The sequence below is a fragment of the Candidatus Kurthia intestinigallinarum genome (assembly GCF_003991225.1).
In the GTDB taxonomy this organism is placed as follows: domain Bacteria; phylum Bacillota; class Bacilli; order Bacillales_A; family Planococcaceae; genus Kurthia; species Kurthia populi.
The window spans coordinates 69,914-86,518 of the sequence record NZ_JTFC01000007.1 but is presented as its reverse complement, the minus strand read 5'-3'; the positions used below and the strand labels follow the sequence as shown (position 1 = coordinate 86,518).

Sequence of the window (16,605 nt, the reverse complement as noted above, 5' to 3'; positions counted from 1 at the left end):
TTTCTTATTTTTATGCAGATGTTTAACAAAATAGCATGGCTATATTCTTAGCGATGGCACATATTTAAAGATATGTCGTATCCAAAAACCGCTTCTTAGTGTAATGAGCGATTTCAAATGAATAAAAAAAAGAGACTGCTTTTACGCAGTCTCTTTAAAACTTATGGAATCGTCGAACCGATAACAAATGACAGACCTAACGAAATTGCAAATGAAATAAAGCCAACTGCCATATTGCCCTTTGCAATCTCCTTATCAACATCAAGTCGCGGAGTAACAAATTCAAATAATAAGTACGCAATAATTAATAATACGAAACCAAACATACCCCAGCCAATTGTTGCGAGTAATGTGGCGTGATGCTCAATCGAATAGCGAAAGACATTACAGATACCAATAATCTTCCCGCCGGTCGCCAGTGCGACAGCGACGTTTCCTTTCTGAATTTCCTCCCAGTTTTTGTAGCGTGTTACCACTTCAAACATTGCCATTGCGACAAGCAAGCATAGTAGTACAACGGTATAATAACCGGTCATTTCTACAACTGGATGTTGCCAAAATGCGTCCATGAGCACCGTTCCCCTCTACTTAAATTCTACAACCGTTACGCCATAGCCGCCTTCATTCGCATTACCAAAGTGGTAGCCTTTTACGCGAGGATGTCGTTTTAATAATTGTTGAATTCCTTCGCGGAGCGCGCCTGTTCCTTTACCATGAATAATCGATACTTGGTGATAATTCGATAGTAAGGCATCGTCTAAATATTTCTCCGTACGGTGCATCGCATCTTCATAGCGCTCACCACGTAAATCAAGCTCAAGTTTTACTGCTTGGCTACGATTTCGAACACTTGAGACATTAACGGTATCTTTCACTTTTTCAGGCTTGATGTATTCTAGATCTTCCTCTGGTAATTTCATTTTTAAAATACCAATTTGAACAGCCCATTCACCTGACTTATCTTTTTTCAGCAATGTACCGCGCTGACCATAGCTAAGCACTTTTACTTCATCGCCTGCTTTTAATTCCTGTGCACGCGCATTTAGTTGGCGTTGTTTTTTCAGAACGCGATTTTCCTGTGCAGGTGTCGCATCTTCAAGACGTTTTCTCGCATCAATAATTTCATGCTCCTTGACCGCTTCATTCGCACGGTGCTGCATTTTATGAAGCTCATCAATAACATCCTCTGCCTCGCGCTTCGCAGCATCAACAATTTTACGCGCTTTTTCTTTTGCTTTTTTCGTTAGCTCTTCTTTTGTCGCTTCGTATTCCGCTATTTTACGGTCTAAGTCGGCACGTAGCTCATTCGCTTCTGCCACAAGGCGTGCTGATTCTTCCGCATCTTTCTCTGCTTGAATACGAGACGTTTCAAGGGACGCAATCATTGATTCAACTTCATGCGTTTCTGTACCTGTATAATTTTTTGCCGTATCAATAATATGCTCGGGTAAGCCTAAGCGCTGTGAAATTTCAAAGGCATTTGAGCGCCCTGGTACCCCGATTAATAAACGATACGTCGGACTTAATGTATCGACATTAAACTCCATACTCGCATTAATTACACCTGGACGATTATAGCCATATGCTTTTAATTCTGGATAGTGGGTCGTCGCCATTACACGCGCGCCGCGACCATGCACTTCGTCTAAAATCGAAATGGCAAGTGCAGCCCCTTCTTGTGGGTCTGTACCCGCACCTAATTCATCAAATAACACAAGAGATTCATGGTCAAACTCATGTAAAATATCGACAATATTCACCATATGACTTGAGAATGTTGAAAGGCTTTGCTCGATTGATTGCTCATCGCCAATATCAGCAAATAGTTGCGTAAAGACAGCAAGCTCTGAGCCATCTAATGCAGGAACCGGAATCCCCGCTTGTGCCATTAAGGTACAAAGACCAACCGTTTTTAGCGTAACCGTTTTACCACCTGTATTTGGACCAGTAATAACGATTGCTGTAACATCATCGCCAAACTCAATGTCATTGGCAACGGCCATATCCATATCTAGTAACGGGTGGCGCGCCTTTGTTAATTTCATATAACCGCGGTCATTCATTTTAGGCATCGTGCATTTATTCGCTTGACCGTATTTTGCCTTAGCAAGGACAACATCAATAGCACCTAAAATTTGTACGAGTATAAATAAGCTATGTGCGACTTCTTGCACTTTTGCAGATAACTCCATTAAGATGTGATCTACTTCTGCTTTTTCTTTTACTTTTAGACCTTGAATTTCATTATTCGCCTGTACAACGGCATCTGGCTCAATGTAAAGCGTTTGACCTGATGCGGATTGGTCATGAATGACACCGCCGTAATGACTACGGTACTCCGCCTTTACAGGAATAACAAAACGGTCATTACGAATCGTAATAATTGAGTCTGACAGCATTTTCGCTGCAGCACTACCGCGTGTTAAGCTCGCTAAACGGTCACGCACTCGGCCTTCTTGTGTACGCAGTTGTGTACGAATGCCGCGTAATGCTTGGCTCGCTGAATCCATCACTTTGGCATTATCATCAATACAGCTGTTAATTTCATGCTGTAAACCAGTTAAAATTGGTAACTCCTCTTTTTTTGCTTCAAATAATGGAATGGCAACTTCTTCGTCTGCCACTACGGTTTCAATAAATTCGCGTAAAATACGGCTTGCGCGAATCGTGCTTGAAATCTCCATTAATTCTTTCGGACTTAGCATCCCACCAATTTGTGCGCGGCGTGCGTGTGGACGAACATCAAAAATGCCGCCCATTGGCACACTTCCTTTTAGACGTAAAATAGATAAAGCTTCATCCATTTCCGCTAGTAAACCTTGTACGGCTTCAAGTTCTGTTTCTGGTGCTAGTTTTGCTAATCCTTCTTGTCCAAGTGAGCATGTCGCAAAACTCGCTACTTGCTCACGTACTTTATCAAACTCTAGTGTTTTCAATGCGCGCTCGGCGATCATTCAAAACGCCCCCTACTTATTATTTAAAAAATCCATGAACTTCTCAAAGCTCCATGTGTTGACAATCATGTCTTTGTAAAGCCACGCTTTTTGTGCGTATTTCGTTCCAATATCCATATAACGTAGTTGTTCAATCGCATGTGCATCGGTATTAATCGCTACGGGTACACCTGCTTTTGCAGCCATCTCTAAATGCTCAACACATAAATCAAGGCGATATGGATTTGCATTCAACTCTAAAATTTTACCATATTCTTTCGCCCATGCAATGAGTTGTGCCATATCTGGGTTGTAACCGTCACGCTGATGAATAACACGTCCTGTCGGATGCGCAATCATATCGACATGCGGATTTTTTAGTGCAGTATGCAAACGCTCCATAATTTGCTCCTGCGGTTGTGAGAAGCTTGAGTGAATCGATGCAATAACAAAATCTAAGCTACTCATCACGTCATCACTAAAATCGAGTGAGCCATCCGGTAAAATATCCATCTCTGTACCACGTAATAAATGAAATTCTGGATGTGCGTGATTGAAAGCATAGATTTCTTCTTTTTGCTGTTCTAAACGCTCTGGCGTCAAGCCATTCGCCACTTTTAAATAGTGTGAATGGTCGGTAATTACCGCATAGTCATAGCCGTGCTCTATCAACGCCTCACCCATTTCGCGAACGGTATGTGCGCCGTCTGACCACGTCGTATGCATATGTAAATCACTGCGAATATCCGCAAGCGTTACGAGATGTGGAATATCGGCATGGCGTTCAAATTCTGTATGTCCGGCACGTAACGTCGGTGGTATAAACGGTAAATCGAAATGATTGAAAAATGCTTCCTCTGTCTCAAATGTTAACACAGAACCATCCGGCTGCTCGACGCCATACTCGCTAATTTTTTCATCGCGCTCTTTAGCGATTTGACGCATGCGTACATTATGTTCTTTTGAGCCTGTGAAGTGATGTAGTGCGGTTGGGTACTCCGCATCCGTCACAATACGGAAATCGGCATTCGCTGCATCATCTCCTGCTAAAATAACCGAAATTTTCGTATCACCCGCCGCTACAATTTCGGTATACGATAATGCCGCTAATAATTTGTCCTTCACGACAAGCGGCTGTGCAGAGGCAATAATAAAATCAATATCCTTGCTCGTTTCTGCTACACGTCGGAATGAACCCGCTACAGAAAAGCGCTCAATCTCTTCAATGGCCTCTAAAACAGCATTAATCTCTTTAACATTTTCCTCAAGCTGCCAAATCGGATGGCGCTCTGAACGCTGACCAAACGTTTCAAGCTCTTTTAATAGCTTTTCAACCGTTTTCTTACCAAAGCCCGCAAGTTCACCTACTTTCCCTGATTCACAAGCTGCCTTTAAGCTATCTGCCGAATCGACACCTAGCTCCTGATAAAGCTTCGCGATTTTTTTACCACCAAGACCAGGAATTTTCAGTAGTAATGGTAAGCCTGCTGGCACTTCCTCTTTTAACGAGGTCAAATCACTTGATTCACCTGTTTCTAATAAATCATGGATAACAGCGGCTGTCCCTTTACCGATACCTTTAATTTTTGTGACATCTTCTATTTCTTCGATGCTACGCGGGTCATTCTCAAGCGCAGCTGCTGCCTTACGAAAAGCAGAGATTTTAAACGGATTTTCACCCTTTAATTCTAAATACGTTGCAATCGTTTCTAATGTGTTAATAATTTTCTTTTTATTCATACTGAGCATCCCCTTATTAAAAAACAAGCGCCCACAACAGTAGGCGCCCGCTTTTCGTTATTATTTCGTATAAACGAACCACAATTGTTGGAACATTGTCGAAATGAGTGGTGTATATTTAAGTATTAAGTTTGTTAAAATAGAACTGTCAATGAAGTTCTGAATACTTTCAATTGGTAGTAATGCCAAAATGTAAAGTAAGAAGAATAACATGAAGTACACCTGGATAAAGCCTAATAAACCACCTAGAAGACGGTTAAAGCCCCCTAGCACTGGTACGTACTGTACGAAATTGAATAGTGATGCAATAATTTTAAAAACGAATTTGACAATAAAGAAGATCAAGACAAATGCCAAAACGTTATAAAATGTTTGCATTAAGTCTGCACCATCCATACCAAATTTCAGCGCAGTATCATCGGCAACTGTTGGATATGGTACGTACATGACAAATTTTTCAGCTAACGATTTGTAGCCGATAAGCGCAGCAATAATCGCCGCTACTAGTCCTACTAAATTAACAAGCTGATACAGTACGCCACGACCGACGCCTGTAAGAATACCTGCAATTAGTACTATAATAATGATTAAATCAATCATTCACGTCATCCTTTAATTTTTTAAGTTGTGCTTCTAATTCTTCGATGCGTTGCTTGTAGTTCATCGAATCATTGACCGCATTAACTGCTGTTAGGACAGCTAACTTGGCAATATCTAAAGAAGGGCTGGCACTGCGAATACCTCGCATTTGTTCGTCGACGGTGTTTGCTACATGCCGCATATGACTCGGCGATTCCGTTCCCACCATGTTATAGGTTTGTCCATAAATGTTTACAGAAATACGATTTAAGCGTTGCTCTGACAATGCCCGTTCCCTCCTTTTAAATCCTATTTCTAATAATACCATGAAATGCAATATCATGTGAATAATCTACTAAAAGAAAGGGCGAGAAATTATGTCTACAATCGTTTTAAAGTTATCTGCTCAAGATCAACAAAAAGTTCATGACTACTATGATGCACAAGCTGTTCCAACAAATGCACCTGGAGCCGTCTTTATGGCGAAAACCCCGTATGCAACGATTACCTCTTATAAGTCTGGAAAAGTAATGTTCCAGGGTACGGAGGCGGAGCAAGAAGCAAATCGCTTCGGCGAATTTAAAGCACCTACTACTACGACGTCACCAAAGGGTGATAAGCTCCCAGAAAAATTCGCTAACATGAATGTACTCGGTTCAGATGAGACAGGAACGGGTGACTATTTCGGGCCGATTACGGTAGCGGCGGCGTATGTACCTCAAGATAAAATGGCGTTACTCAAAGAACTTGGCGTCAAAGATTCAAAAATGCTAACCGATGCCAAAATGCGTGCTATCGCACCTGCCATCATGGAAGCCGTCCCTTACAGCGTGCTGACACTGCATAATGATAAATACAATAAAGTAAAGGCACAGGGCTGGTCCCAAGGGAAAATCAAGGCGCTCCTACATAATCAAGCACTGCGCCATGTGTTATCAAAAATTGCGCCAACAAAGCCCGATTTTATTTTAATCGACCAATTCGAAGAGCGTGACACATATTATCGTCATATCCAAGAAGAAAAAGATATCATTCGTGATAACGTTTTATTCTCAACAAAGGCAGAACAACTGCATCTCTCTGTCGCTGCCGCATCGATTATCGCACGCTATGCTTTTCTTTCTACGATGGACCAATTATCGGTGGAAATCGGTGTTGAGCTACCAAAAGGTGCCAGTGCGAAAGTAGACCAAGTCGCTGCAAATATCTTACTATCACAAGGTGAGGAAGCGTTACAATCCGTTACAAAATGGCATTTCGCCAATACAACAAAAGCATCGCGTATTGCCGCGAAAAACCGTATGATTTAACGAACAAAAAAGAGGAATGGCCCGCTATGGACCATTCCCCTTTTTTTGTGTTCTAAATCTTATTTTGCAGGAGCGTCTTCAGTTACTTCGATATCTTGTAATTGTGCGCCATCTACGTATTTAATATCGTAGTTTTTCACACGGTTGTTTACAGGAACGATTTCTGTACGGAAGTATGTTGGAACAGTTACTGCTTGTTCAAACATATACTCTTGCCAAGCTTTGAACGCTTCACCACGGTGATCAGCATCTAATGATTCTTTTGAATCGATATCTGCTAATAATTTTTCTAACTCAGGCGTTGTGTAACGGCTGTAGTTAAATTGTGCATTTTTCGCATATAAGCCCATTGGTGATGGGTTTGTACCTGTACCCCATGCAGCCATAAACATGTCGATATCTTTATCATCTGCTTGTACTTTATCGTAGAAGCTGTTGAATTCGATTGGACGACCTGTTGTTAATTCAACTTTAAGACCAACATCTTTCCAGTTTTGGATATAGAATTGAACGATTTTATCATCTTTATCCGTACCAGCCATTGTTGCCATTTTGATTGTGAATTCTTTACCGTCTGGATCTTCTACAAAACCATCATCATTTTTATCTTCGTAACCTGCTTCTTTAAGAAGAGATTTCGCTTTTTCAGCATCATAGTTAAAGCCTGTTAATGAATCATCATAGAATGACTCGAATACTGGTGGAATTAATGAGTTACCACGTGTACGTAAGCCATCGTAGTAAGCTTTCGCTACTTCTTCAACGTTCATTGCGTAAGCAACTGCTTGACGTAATTTAACATCTTTCATTTTTGCATCTTCATTTACAACAACTTCGCCTTTTTTAGAATCCCATTTACCCATTTTGAAACCTAGGTAAGAGTAAGCTAATTCTGGGCGACCAAGAATTTGTGCGTTTTTAAGATCTTTTACATCTTCGTATTGGTTTGCTGCATAGCTTTGTAAAATATCGTGCTTACCTGCTTTCATCGCTGCTGCTGCAGAAGATGAAGGCACAACTTCGATAACAACTTTATCTAATTTCGGTTTGCCGCGGAAATAGTTTTCGTTTGCTACCATTTGAACAGACTCACCATTAACAACTTTATCAACAACGAATGCACCAAGTGTTACTGGATTTTTACGTACTTCATCAGATTTTACTAAATCTTTTGCTTTAATGCCTTCAAGTTGGTGCTTAGGTGCTGCGTAGCCCCATAGACCGTCACCACCAGAGTAAATTGCTGGTGAAACTTTCTTAAGTGTTAACTCCATTGTGTAGTCATCCACTTTTTTAATACCGCTAATTTCTTTTGCTTTACCATCGTGGTATTCTTTTGCACCCTCGATGTTTTGGAAATCAGAATCATAACGTACACCTGTGTAATCTTTGTCGGCAATAATATAGTACGGATAAATAACATCTTCGATTGTAAATGGTTTGCCGTCAGACCATTTTACATCTTTTTTAATTGTGACAGTTGCCGTGTTTTTATCTTCATCTACTTTTAAAGATGCTAAGCCTTCATCACTAATTAAGAAGTCTTCTTTTGTATCAAAAATCGAGTTAGAAGTCCATTCCATGATTGTTGAATCATAAGCATCCTCGTATAATTCCCAGTTAAAAATCCCTTGGAATGGTGAGTCACTTACAAGGCCAACTTGTAATGTACCGCCGCTTTTTGCTTCTGCATCATTTTTCACAGTATCTGCTAACTTACTTGTGTCTACCTCTTCTTTACCACTATCTTTGCCTTTTTCACTGTCACTACCGCCGCCACAAGCTGCAAGTACTAACGTAATGATACCGACAAGAAGTAGCATCAGCCAATTCTTTTTCTTCATCCAATCTCCTCCTCTTTTTTCCCTCTTTGTTACCCCAATCTTTGTTTAGCATCTGCTGAACGTCGTAGAGCTTGTCCAATATAATTTATGCCAAGCATCAATACTAAAATCAGCAGCGATGCTGGTAACCATACCCACCACTTCTCAGCGATTACCGTTTGATTATTGGCAAAGCTGACAAGGGTTCCTAGACTTGGTGTCGTATCTGGTAAACCAAAGCCTAAGAATGTAAGACCTGTTTCAATACCGACATTGCCGGCGAAGTTAAGCGTTAATTCGACGATTAATAATGAGCTCAAGTTTGGCATAATACCTTTGAACATAATCGCGAAGTCGCTTGTACCCATCGTTTTTGAGGCGCTAACATAATCACGTCGACTTTCCGACAATGCTTTACTGCGGACAAGCCTTGCGGTACTTACCCACATAAACGCACTCATAATAAGAATAAATGACCATACATCATATTTTGGAATGATCGTCACGAATACGATGATGATCATTGTAGATGGTAATGTGATGATGAAATCGATTAGACGCATGAAGAAGTTATCAATGATGCCACCGTAGTAGCCACAAATAATCCCAACCGCAACGCCCAATATACCCGTAATGACTGTAATGGCAATGGCGATAACAATAGAGTTACGCGCCCCGATAATTAATTGCCCTAAAATATCACTACCACCCTGGTCTGCACCAAGGATGAAGCCATTTTCACCTGGCTTCGCAAATTCATCTAATAAACTAATTTTCATTAATGCTTCTTTGTCGATAAATGGTGCCCAAATAATCGACCCTAATATAATGAATGCGACGATGATTAAAGAACCCATCGCGATTTTATCTTTTTTAAACTCACGCCAAATGACCCGAAAACCAGTCGCTGGCGTACTTTCTAACTCATGTTCAGTTAATTGATCATTGTTAAATTGTTGTTCCATCGTATTCACCTCTTCTTTCGGTTTAAGTTATTATTCGATACGGATTCGTGGGTCGACGATACTTAAAATAATATCTGACAATAGACTACCTAATAACGCAAGGAAGCCATATAGCATAACAAGTGCCGTAATAACACTATAGTCACGCCCCATGATTGACTGAATGAATAATTGTCCCATACCAGGGAAACCGAAAATTGTCTCGATGAATACAGAACCACCAAGAATACCTGTAATAGAGAAACCTAGAAATGCCGCAATCGGTAATAATGAGTTACGGAAAATGTGACGTGTATACACTTTATTCATCGGAATCCCTTTACTGCGAGCTGTTTTCACAAAATCCTGCGTTTGTGCGTCAATAATTTCAGAGCGTAAGTACTGAATGATACTTGTTGTCGCTAAGAATGCGTACGTAATCGCTGGTAAAATTAAGTGATACACCTTACTCCAGAAGTACCCCCATGTACCAGGGTCCTCCCCTACAGATACAGTACCTGACGTCGGGAACCATTGTAACTGGTAGCCGAAAATATAAAGGAAAATTAACGCTAATACGAATGTTGGAATCGCATAGCTGACAAAGCTATAAAGCACAATTGTTTTATCGCGTAATGTATTTTGATAACGACCTGCAATCACACCTAATGGAATCGCAATTAAATACGTTAAAATAACACTTACCAGTGATAACCATAGTGTATTTAGACCACGGTCACCAATTAGTGAGGCCACACTTACTTTAAAGGTATAGCTATCCCCGAAGTCCCCGCGGAACATATTTGTTACCCAGTGCCAGTACTGTACATACCACGGATCATAGAAGCCTGCTTGCTGACGTAACTCTTCTAAACGCGCCGGGTCTGTTTGTGGTGTAATTAAGCCTGTAAATGGATCCCCTGGCATAAATTTCGCCAAAATAAAAATCAACATACTCAGCACGAATAGCTGTGGAATCATAATTAAAAATCGTCTAACAACTGTTTTCCACATATTATTCAGCCCCCTTTTCGAGACCAATCATCGCCGTTTTATGCGTCGATGAAATTTCTTTTAATGGATATACTTTACCGTCTGGATCGTAGTAACGATGTGAATCGGCTTTATAAATGGCTTCGACCTTTTGACGCTCGATTTTACGCTCGATGCGTGTCTCAGGCTCGATATTTGGAATCGCTGATAATAAACGGTTCGTGTAAATATGTTGTGGGTTGTTGAAAATATCATTTCGTGTACCCGTTTCAACAAAGCGCCCTTTATACATAATTGAAATATGGTCACACATATGACGTACAACGCCCAAGTCATGTGAGATAAATAAATAGCTAAGACCATATTCCGTTTGAATATCCTTCATAAAGTTCAGTACCTGTGCTTGTACCGATAAATCAAGTGCTGATACCGGCTCATCCGCAATAATCATTTTCGGATTACAAGCAACTGCACGTGCAATACCAAGACGCTGCTTTTGACCACCAGAGAATTCATGCGGGTATTTCACCATTGCTTCCTCAGATAAGCCGACAATTTCAAGCAGCTCGATAATGCGGCGTTTCTCCTCTTGCGGTGATAAGTTCAAGAAGTTGCGAATCGGTTCTGCGATAATTTCCTGTACGCGTTTACGTGGGTTCATTGCAGAATGGCTATCTTGAAAAATCATTTGGATATCACGATTATACGCACTATCACGTTTTCGACGTTGATTCGTCACATCCTGTCCTTCGTAAATCACTTTTCCAGATGTAATTTTTTCAAGACCAATAATCGCCTTCCCTGTCGTTGATTTTCCTGAACCTGACTCGCCTACAAGGCCGTATGTTTTCCCTTTTTCAAACTCCATTGATACACCATCAACCGCATAAACATGGTCAACGACTGTATTAAAGAAGCCACCGCGAATCGGATAATGCACATTTAAATCTTTTACTTCCATAAACGACGTCATTGTACGACACCTTCCTTCGTTTCTTGCTCTTCAAAATTGAAGGTTTGCCAGCATGTGCAGCGTACAAGATGTCCTGGTGAAATTTCATGCATTTGTGGTTCCACTTCATGTGCATTTTCGCTCACCCATGGAATACGTGGCGCAAAACGACAACCTGATTTTGGCATTTTCGTAAGCGTTGGTACCATCCCTTGAATCACTTGCAGACGGTCATGATCACGCTCTGTTTGTGGAATCGAATTTAATAATGAGCGTGTATATGGATGCTTCGGATTTCTAAATAGCTCCTCAACTGGTGCTACCTCGATTACCTGTCCTGCATACATTACAGCTACGCGTGTCGCGACTTCTGCTACAACACCTAAATCATGCGTGATTAGCATAATTCCCGCATTTGTTTCTTGCTGTAGCTCGATTAATAAGTCTAAGATTTGTGCTTGAATCGTTACATCAAGTGCCGTTGTTGGTTCATCCGCAATCATGATACGTGGCTTACACGCAATCGCAATCGCGATCATTACACGTTGACGCATCCCGCCTGATAATTGGTGTGGGAATTGACGCGCAACACGCTCTGGATTAACGATTCCTACTTGGTCAAGCAGCTCTAGCGCACGTGCTTTTCGCTCTTGATCGGTCATCTTCGTATGGAACACAAGCCCCTCTTCGATTTGGTCGCCGATACGCATTAATGGATTTAGTGCAGAAAGGGGATCTTGGAAAATAAAACCGATGTCATTTCCTCGTATTTTATTTAATTTATCCTCCGAATAATTAACAAGATTTTCTCCTTTGTATAAAATCTCGCCAATTACGGTTGTATTGCCCGGTGGGTGTAGACCTACAATGGATGTTGCAAGTGTACTTTTACCACATCCTGACTCTCCAACAATCGCAAGTACTTCATTTTCATTTAATGTTAAGTTCACATCGTGAATTGCATCATAATATGTATCCTTAATTCGAAAACTTGTAAATAAATGATTAATTTCTAACAATGGCTTTGAAAGTGTCATCATGCCCACTCCTTTCTGTTTATATTCACAAAACTATTACGAAAGAAAAATATTTCGGTAATTAAAATGTTATATTGTTTATTAATATAACATAAATTTCTAAATTGTCTATATATTTAGAACATTAAAATGAATCATACCTATATAAAATTTATTTTTAGTCCAATAGGCGCTTGAAAGTTTTTTGTTATATTACAATTATTTACACATTTATTGTATTTTTCAAATTAACATCTGTCTTTATACAATAAAATTTAGTTAAATTTTCTCATTAATGTTTTATATCATCTATCTATTCCTCATTTTACTATAAAATCAAACCTAAAAAATCCCTTTTTATACTTTTTCAAGGTCGAAAAAGCAACAATCATACGCAGTAATACCCGGACATATTTTTACGCACAAAAAAACACCTCCAACAAAATTTTATTGGAGGTGTCTTACATTGCTTATAGTCTTAACGTAATGTTACGCCATTTTCTTGTAATGCAGCAACAACTTTGTCATGTACTGCTGTGACATCTTCATCTGTTAATGTACGTTCAGGATCGAAGTACGTTAAGCTAAATGCGATTGATTTTTTACCAGCTTCCATATGGTCGCCTTCATAAACGTCGAATACATTGACTGCTTTTAGTAATTTACCACCAGCAGCTGTAATAATTTCTTCTAATGATGCAGCAGTTGTTGTACGGTCTACAACTAATGCGATATCACGAGAAATTGATGGGAAGCGAGGAACTGCTACATATTGTAATGGTGCAATGTCAGCCGCAAGTACTTGCGCTAAATTGAACTCTGCTACAAATGTATCTTTCACGCCAAGATTTTTTTGTTCTTGTGGATGTAATTGACCTAAGAAACCAATACGTTCACCATCTAATAAGATGTCCGCAGTACGTCCTGGGTGCATACCGTCAACTTTTGCCGCTACGTAAGTGATGCGGTCTGCTACGCTTAATTTTTCAAATAATGCTTCAAGCGCGCCTTTTAAGACGAAGAAATCCACTTGTTTGTGCTCACCTTGCCAAGCATTTTCTACCCATTTGCCTGTCATCGCAAGTGCTACATGTTCACGTTCTAGTGGTAGGCCTTCTGCTGTTTCACCTAAGAATACTGAACCAATTTCATATAACGCCACTGTGTCAGCTTGACGAGATATGTTATAAACAAGTGATTCGATTAAGTGTGGTAAAACGGATTGACGTAATGTGCTACGTTCTTCACTCATTGGCATTAGAAGGCGTGTTGTTGGTGCTGTTTCTAATGCATATTTTTGTGCTAATGCATCTGATGTTAATGAGTATGTTAGTGCTTGGTAAAGACCTGCTTCTTCTAATTGGTAACGGATTGTACGACGGACTTGTTGATTGCGATTCAAGTGACCTGGTACGATTTCAGCAACTGGTAATGTTGTTGGAATTTCATCATAGCCGTACAAACGTGCGATTTCTTCAACGATATCTTCTTCGATTTTAATATCTTGACGGCGTGTTGGCGCATCAATAATTAATAAACCATTTGCAGGCTCAACATCAAAGCGTAAACGTTTTAAAATAGATACCATTTCGTTTAATGAAATTTTCATACCTAAACGGTTGTTAATAAAGTCAGGTGACACAACAACGCGTGCTGGTTCTTTATCTAATTCATCAACTAAAACTGTACCTTCTAAGACGTCCCCGCCAGCAAGCTCTGCCATTAATTGTGCGGCACGTTCTGCTGCTGGTAATACGCGGTTTGGATCTAAGCCTTTTTCAAAGCGAGCTGATGCTTCGCTACGTAAGCCAAGGTCTTTTGATGTGTAGCGTACTGATAAGCCGTCGAAGTAAGCTGATTCAATGACAACCGTTGTTGTCGCTTCTGTTACTTCTGAGTCAAAACCACCCATAACGCCGGCAACTGCTACTGGTTTTTCACCATTTGTGATGACTAAGTTTGTCGCTTTTAGCGTACGGTCTTTTTCATCTAATGTTTTAATTGCTTCGCCTTCTGTTGCTAAACGAACAGCGATTTCACCAGTACCTAATTGGTCATAGTCAAAAGCATGTAGTGGTTGACCATATTCTAAAAGAATATAGTTTGTAATATCAACGATGTTATTTAATGGACGGATACCTGAAACCATTAAATATTGTTGTAGCCATAATGGAGATTCTGCCACTTTCACATTTTTAACAACTTTCGCTGCATACATTGGATTCAGTTTTGTATCTTCCACTGATACTTTGATGACATCTGCTGCTTTTTCAGCAATTGTTTCATGTGCTGTATCTGGTAAAGTAATTTCTTGGTCTAAAATTGCCGCTACTTCATACGCTACACCTAGCATAGACATCGCATCTGCGCGGTTTGGTGTTAAGCCTAATTCAAGCACAACGTCATCAAGACCTAATACTTCAATTGCGTCTGCGCCAACAGGAACATCATCTGATACGACATAAATACCATCAGCATAAGCTTTTGGAACCGTTTTACCGTCGATACCTAGTTCTTGTAACGAGCAAATCATCCCCATTGAAACTGTACCACGAAGTTTACCTTTTTTGATTTTTTTGCCGCCTACATAACCATTTGGACGAACAGCAACGATTTTTTGACCAACCGCTACATTTGGTGCGCCACAAACGATTTGTGCTAATTCTTCTTCGCCAAAATCAACTTGGCAAATATTTAAGTGGTCTGAATCAGGATGCGGAGTTGCTTCTTTGATTTGACCGATTTGTAATTTTTTAAGCCCTTTTGATAAGTGATTGACTGCTTCAACTTCGATACCTGAACGCGTAATTTTTTCCGCTAATTCTTCTGGTTCTAAGCCACTGATGTCAACATATTGAGATAACCATTTTAATGATACTAACATTGTTTCGTCCTCCTCCTAATCTTCTGCGCGGTGGAATTGTTCTAAGAAACGCACGTCATTTGTATAGAAGTGACGAATATCATCCACACCATATTTCAGCATTGCAATACGTTCTGGTCCCATACCAAATGCGAAACCAGTTACTTTTTTCGGATCATAGCCAGCCATTTCAAGTACGTTCGGGTGAACCATACCTGCGCCTAGAATTTCAATCCAACCTGTGCCTTTACATACATTACAGCCTTCGCCGCCGCATTTGAAGCAAGAAATATCCATTTCAACAGATGGCTCTGTGAATGGGAAGTAGCTTGGACGTAAGCGAATTTCGCGGTCCTCGCCGAACATTTTCTTAGCGAATAAATCAAGTGTTCCTTTTAAGTCGCTCATTGCGATATCTTCGCCCACAACTAATCCTTCGATTTGGTTGAATTGATGTGAGTGTGTCGCGTCATCATTGTCACGACGGAATACTTTACCTGGGCAAATAATACGGATTGGTTTACCTTGTGCTTTTTCCATTGTACGAGCTTGTACTGGAGAAGTATGTGTACGCATTAAGATTTCTTCTGAGATGTAGAATGTATCTTGCATATCACGAGCAGGGTGACCTTTTGGTAGATTTAATGCTTCAAAGTTATAATAATCTTTTTCCACTTCTGGACCTTCCGCTACTTCATAGCCCATACCGATGAATAAGTCTTCGATTTCTTCAATGATACGTGTTAATGGATGATGATTCCCCACTTTCACCGTACGACCTGGTAATGTGACATCGATTGTTTCAGATTCTAATTGCGCATCTAATGCAGCTGCTTCAAGCTCCACTTTGCGAGCATCTAAAACTTCTTGGACTTGTGCGCGTGTTTCATTTACTAATGCACCCATCTTTGGACGTTCTTCTTGAGGAAGTTTCCCCATACCTTTTAATAAATCCGTGATTGGTCCTTTTTTACCTAAATAAGCAACACGGACATCATTTAATTGTTTCAAGTCTTGTGCAGCAGCGATTTTTTCCAGTACTTCTGCTTTTAATTGTGCTAATTGCTCTTGCATTTTTTTGCTCCTCCTTCCAAGTGTAGGGTCTCTTCAACCCCGATGCATTTCTAGGTTTCGTTACATTCAATCGCAGTAAAAAAAGAAAAACCCCGCCCCCCAAAAAGGGACGAGGTTAAAATTCGCGTTACCACCCTAGTTACTGCCAAAGCAGTCACTCATTTGAATTAACGGCTCATCTGCCGGCCAACCTTTACAGCGTGATGCTGGTCCCGGTGGCTGCTAGCGGGGTGAACTTCTAAGAATGCGGCACTCGCCTCGCTTGCAGTCTATGGCGTGGCGTCCCTACTAGTCAACATCCTTATACTTTTCCCGGTCAATGCATTTCCATTATGTTTCCCATTCATTATAAACAAGTCACGTCATAACTTCAAGTGT

Annotated in this window: 13 protein-coding genes and 1 other annotated feature; of the genes, 1 reads left to right on the top strand and 12 read right to left on the bottom strand. The window is 40.4% G+C overall.

Annotation, left to right across the window (positions count from 1 at the left end; translation table 11 throughout):
* Window positions 1-161: 161 nt before the first annotated feature.
* Genes QI30_RS01925 through zapA form a run of 5 tightly spaced genes read right to left on the bottom strand, consistent with a single transcriptional unit; the run spans window position 162 to window position 5,538 of the window.
* Window positions 162-569, bottom strand: coding sequence for a DUF350 domain-containing protein (locus tag QI30_RS01925; RefSeq protein WP_186439524.1), 408 nt, complete (start codon window positions 567-569; stop codon window positions 162-164).
* A gap of 15 nt (window positions 570-584) precedes the next feature.
* The gene (locus QI30_RS01920; RefSeq protein ID WP_126989263.1) at window positions 585-2,954 is read right to left on the bottom strand and encodes an endonuclease MutS2; all 2,370 of its coding nucleotides are present in this window, start codon (window positions 2,952-2,954) and stop codon (window positions 585-587) included.
* A 12-nt stretch (window positions 2,955-2,966) separates the two neighbouring features.
* Window positions 2,967-4,673, bottom strand: coding sequence for a DNA polymerase/3'-5' exonuclease PolX (gene polX / locus QI30_RS01915; protein ID WP_126989262.1), 1,707 nt, complete (start codon window positions 4,671-4,673; stop codon window positions 2,967-2,969).
* Between the two features lie 60 nt (window positions 4,674-4,733).
* Complete coding sequence (locus QI30_RS01910; protein ID WP_126989261.1) at window positions 4,734-5,273, bottom strand: CvpA family protein; 540 nt, start codon at window positions 5,271-5,273, stop codon at window positions 4,734-4,736.
* Window positions 5,266-5,538: a cell division protein ZapA gene (gene zapA / locus QI30_RS01905; RefSeq protein ID WP_126989260.1), complete on the bottom strand. Its 273-nt coding sequence runs from the start codon at window positions 5,536-5,538 to the stop codon at window positions 5,266-5,268. Before zapA ends, QI30_RS01910 begins: the two co-directional genes overlap by 8 nt.
* Window positions 5,539-5,629: 91 nt before the next feature.
* On the opposite strand from zapA, the gene rnhC reads away from it, so the two are divergent.
* Entirely contained in the window at window positions 5,630-6,562 is a 933-nt protein-coding gene (rnhC, locus tag QI30_RS01900; protein WP_126989259.1) for a ribonuclease HIII, read from the top strand.
* Between the two features lie 59 nt (window positions 6,563-6,621).
* Here the strand turns inward: rnhC and QI30_RS01895 are convergent, their stop codons facing one another.
* From QI30_RS01895 to pheS, 7 genes are all read right to left on the bottom strand, one after another.
* A complete protein-coding gene (locus tag QI30_RS01895; protein WP_126989258.1) occupies window positions 6,622-8,406 on the bottom strand; it encodes an oligopeptide ABC transporter substrate-binding protein in 1,785 nt (594 codons plus the stop codon).
* A gap of 29 nt (window positions 8,407-8,435) precedes the next feature.
* Complete coding sequence (locus QI30_RS01890; protein WP_126989257.1) at window positions 8,436-9,350, bottom strand: ABC transporter permease; 915 nt, start codon at window positions 9,348-9,350, stop codon at window positions 8,436-8,438.
* A 30-nt stretch (window positions 9,351-9,380) separates the two neighbouring features.
* On the bottom strand, window positions 9,381-10,343 hold the full coding sequence (opp4B, locus tag QI30_RS01885) for an oligopeptide ABC transporter permease (RefSeq protein ID WP_126989256.1): 963 nt from the start codon (window positions 10,341-10,343) through the stop codon (window positions 9,381-9,383).
* 1 nt (window position 10,344) lies between these two features.
* Entirely contained in the window at window positions 10,345-11,295 is a 951-nt protein-coding gene (locus QI30_RS01880; RefSeq protein WP_126989255.1) for an ATP-binding cassette domain-containing protein, read from the bottom strand.
* On the bottom strand, window positions 11,292-12,311 hold the full coding sequence (locus QI30_RS01875) for an ABC transporter ATP-binding protein (protein ID WP_126989254.1): 1,020 nt from the start codon (window positions 12,309-12,311) through the stop codon (window positions 11,292-11,294). Before QI30_RS01875 ends, QI30_RS01880 begins: the two co-directional genes overlap by 4 nt.
* A gap of 457 nt (window positions 12,312-12,768) precedes the next feature.
* On the bottom strand, window positions 12,769-15,174 hold the full coding sequence (gene pheT / locus QI30_RS01870) for a phenylalanine--tRNA ligase subunit beta (protein WP_126989253.1): 2,406 nt from the start codon (window positions 15,172-15,174) through the stop codon (window positions 12,769-12,771).
* 15 nt (window positions 15,175-15,189) lie between these two features.
* A complete protein-coding gene (pheS, locus tag QI30_RS01865; protein ID WP_126989252.1) occupies window positions 15,190-16,227 on the bottom strand; it encodes a phenylalanine--tRNA ligase subunit alpha in 1,038 nt (345 codons plus the stop codon).
* Between the two features lie 102 nt (window positions 16,228-16,329).
* Window positions 16,330-16,556: a binding site (T-box leader), on the bottom strand.
* Window positions 16,557-16,605 lie beyond the last annotated feature (49 nt).

What these genes read in the sequence shown, in the direction of transcription:
- QI30_RS01920 (WP_126989263.1), bottom strand. Translation starts at nt 2,954, where the DNA reads ATGATCGCCGAGCGCGCATTGAAAACACTAGAGTTTGATAAAGTACGT.
- QI30_RS01880 (WP_126989255.1), bottom strand. Translation starts at nt 11,295, where the DNA reads ATGACGTCGTTTATGGAAGTAAAAGATTTAAATGTGCATTATCCGATT.
- QI30_RS01925 (WP_186439524.1), bottom strand. Translation starts at nt 569, where the DNA reads ATGGACGCATTTTGGCAACATCCAGTTGTAGAAATGACCGGTTATTAT.
- pheS (WP_126989252.1), bottom strand. Translation starts at nt 16,227, where the DNA reads ATGCAAGAGCAATTAGCACAATTAAAAGCAGAAGTACTGGAAAAAATC.
- pheT (WP_126989253.1), bottom strand. Translation starts at nt 15,174, where the DNA reads ATGTTAGTATCATTAAAATGGTTATCTCAATATGTTGACATCAGTGGC.
- rnhC (WP_126989259.1), top strand. Translation starts at nt 5,630, where the DNA reads ATGTCTACAATCGTTTTAAAGTTATCTGCTCAAGATCAACAAAAAGTT.
- polX (WP_126989262.1), bottom strand. Translation starts at nt 4,673, where the DNA reads ATGAATAAAAAGAAAATTATTAACACATTAGAAACGATTGCAACGTAT.
- opp4B (WP_126989256.1), bottom strand. Translation starts at nt 10,343, where the DNA reads ATGTGGAAAACAGTTGTTAGACGATTTTTAATTATGATTCCACAGCTA.
- QI30_RS01875 (WP_126989254.1), bottom strand. Translation starts at nt 12,311, where the DNA reads ATGACACTTTCAAAGCCATTGTTAGAAATTAATCATTTATTTACAAGT.
- QI30_RS01895 (WP_126989258.1), bottom strand. Translation starts at nt 8,406, where the DNA reads ATGAAGAAAAAGAATTGGCTGATGCTACTTCTTGTCGGTATCATTACG.
- QI30_RS01910 (WP_126989261.1), bottom strand. Translation starts at nt 5,273, where the DNA reads ATGATTGATTTAATCATTATTATAGTACTAATTGCAGGTATTCTTACA.
- QI30_RS01890 (WP_126989257.1), bottom strand. Translation starts at nt 9,350, where the DNA reads ATGGAACAACAATTTAACAATGATCAATTAACTGAACATGAGTTAGAA.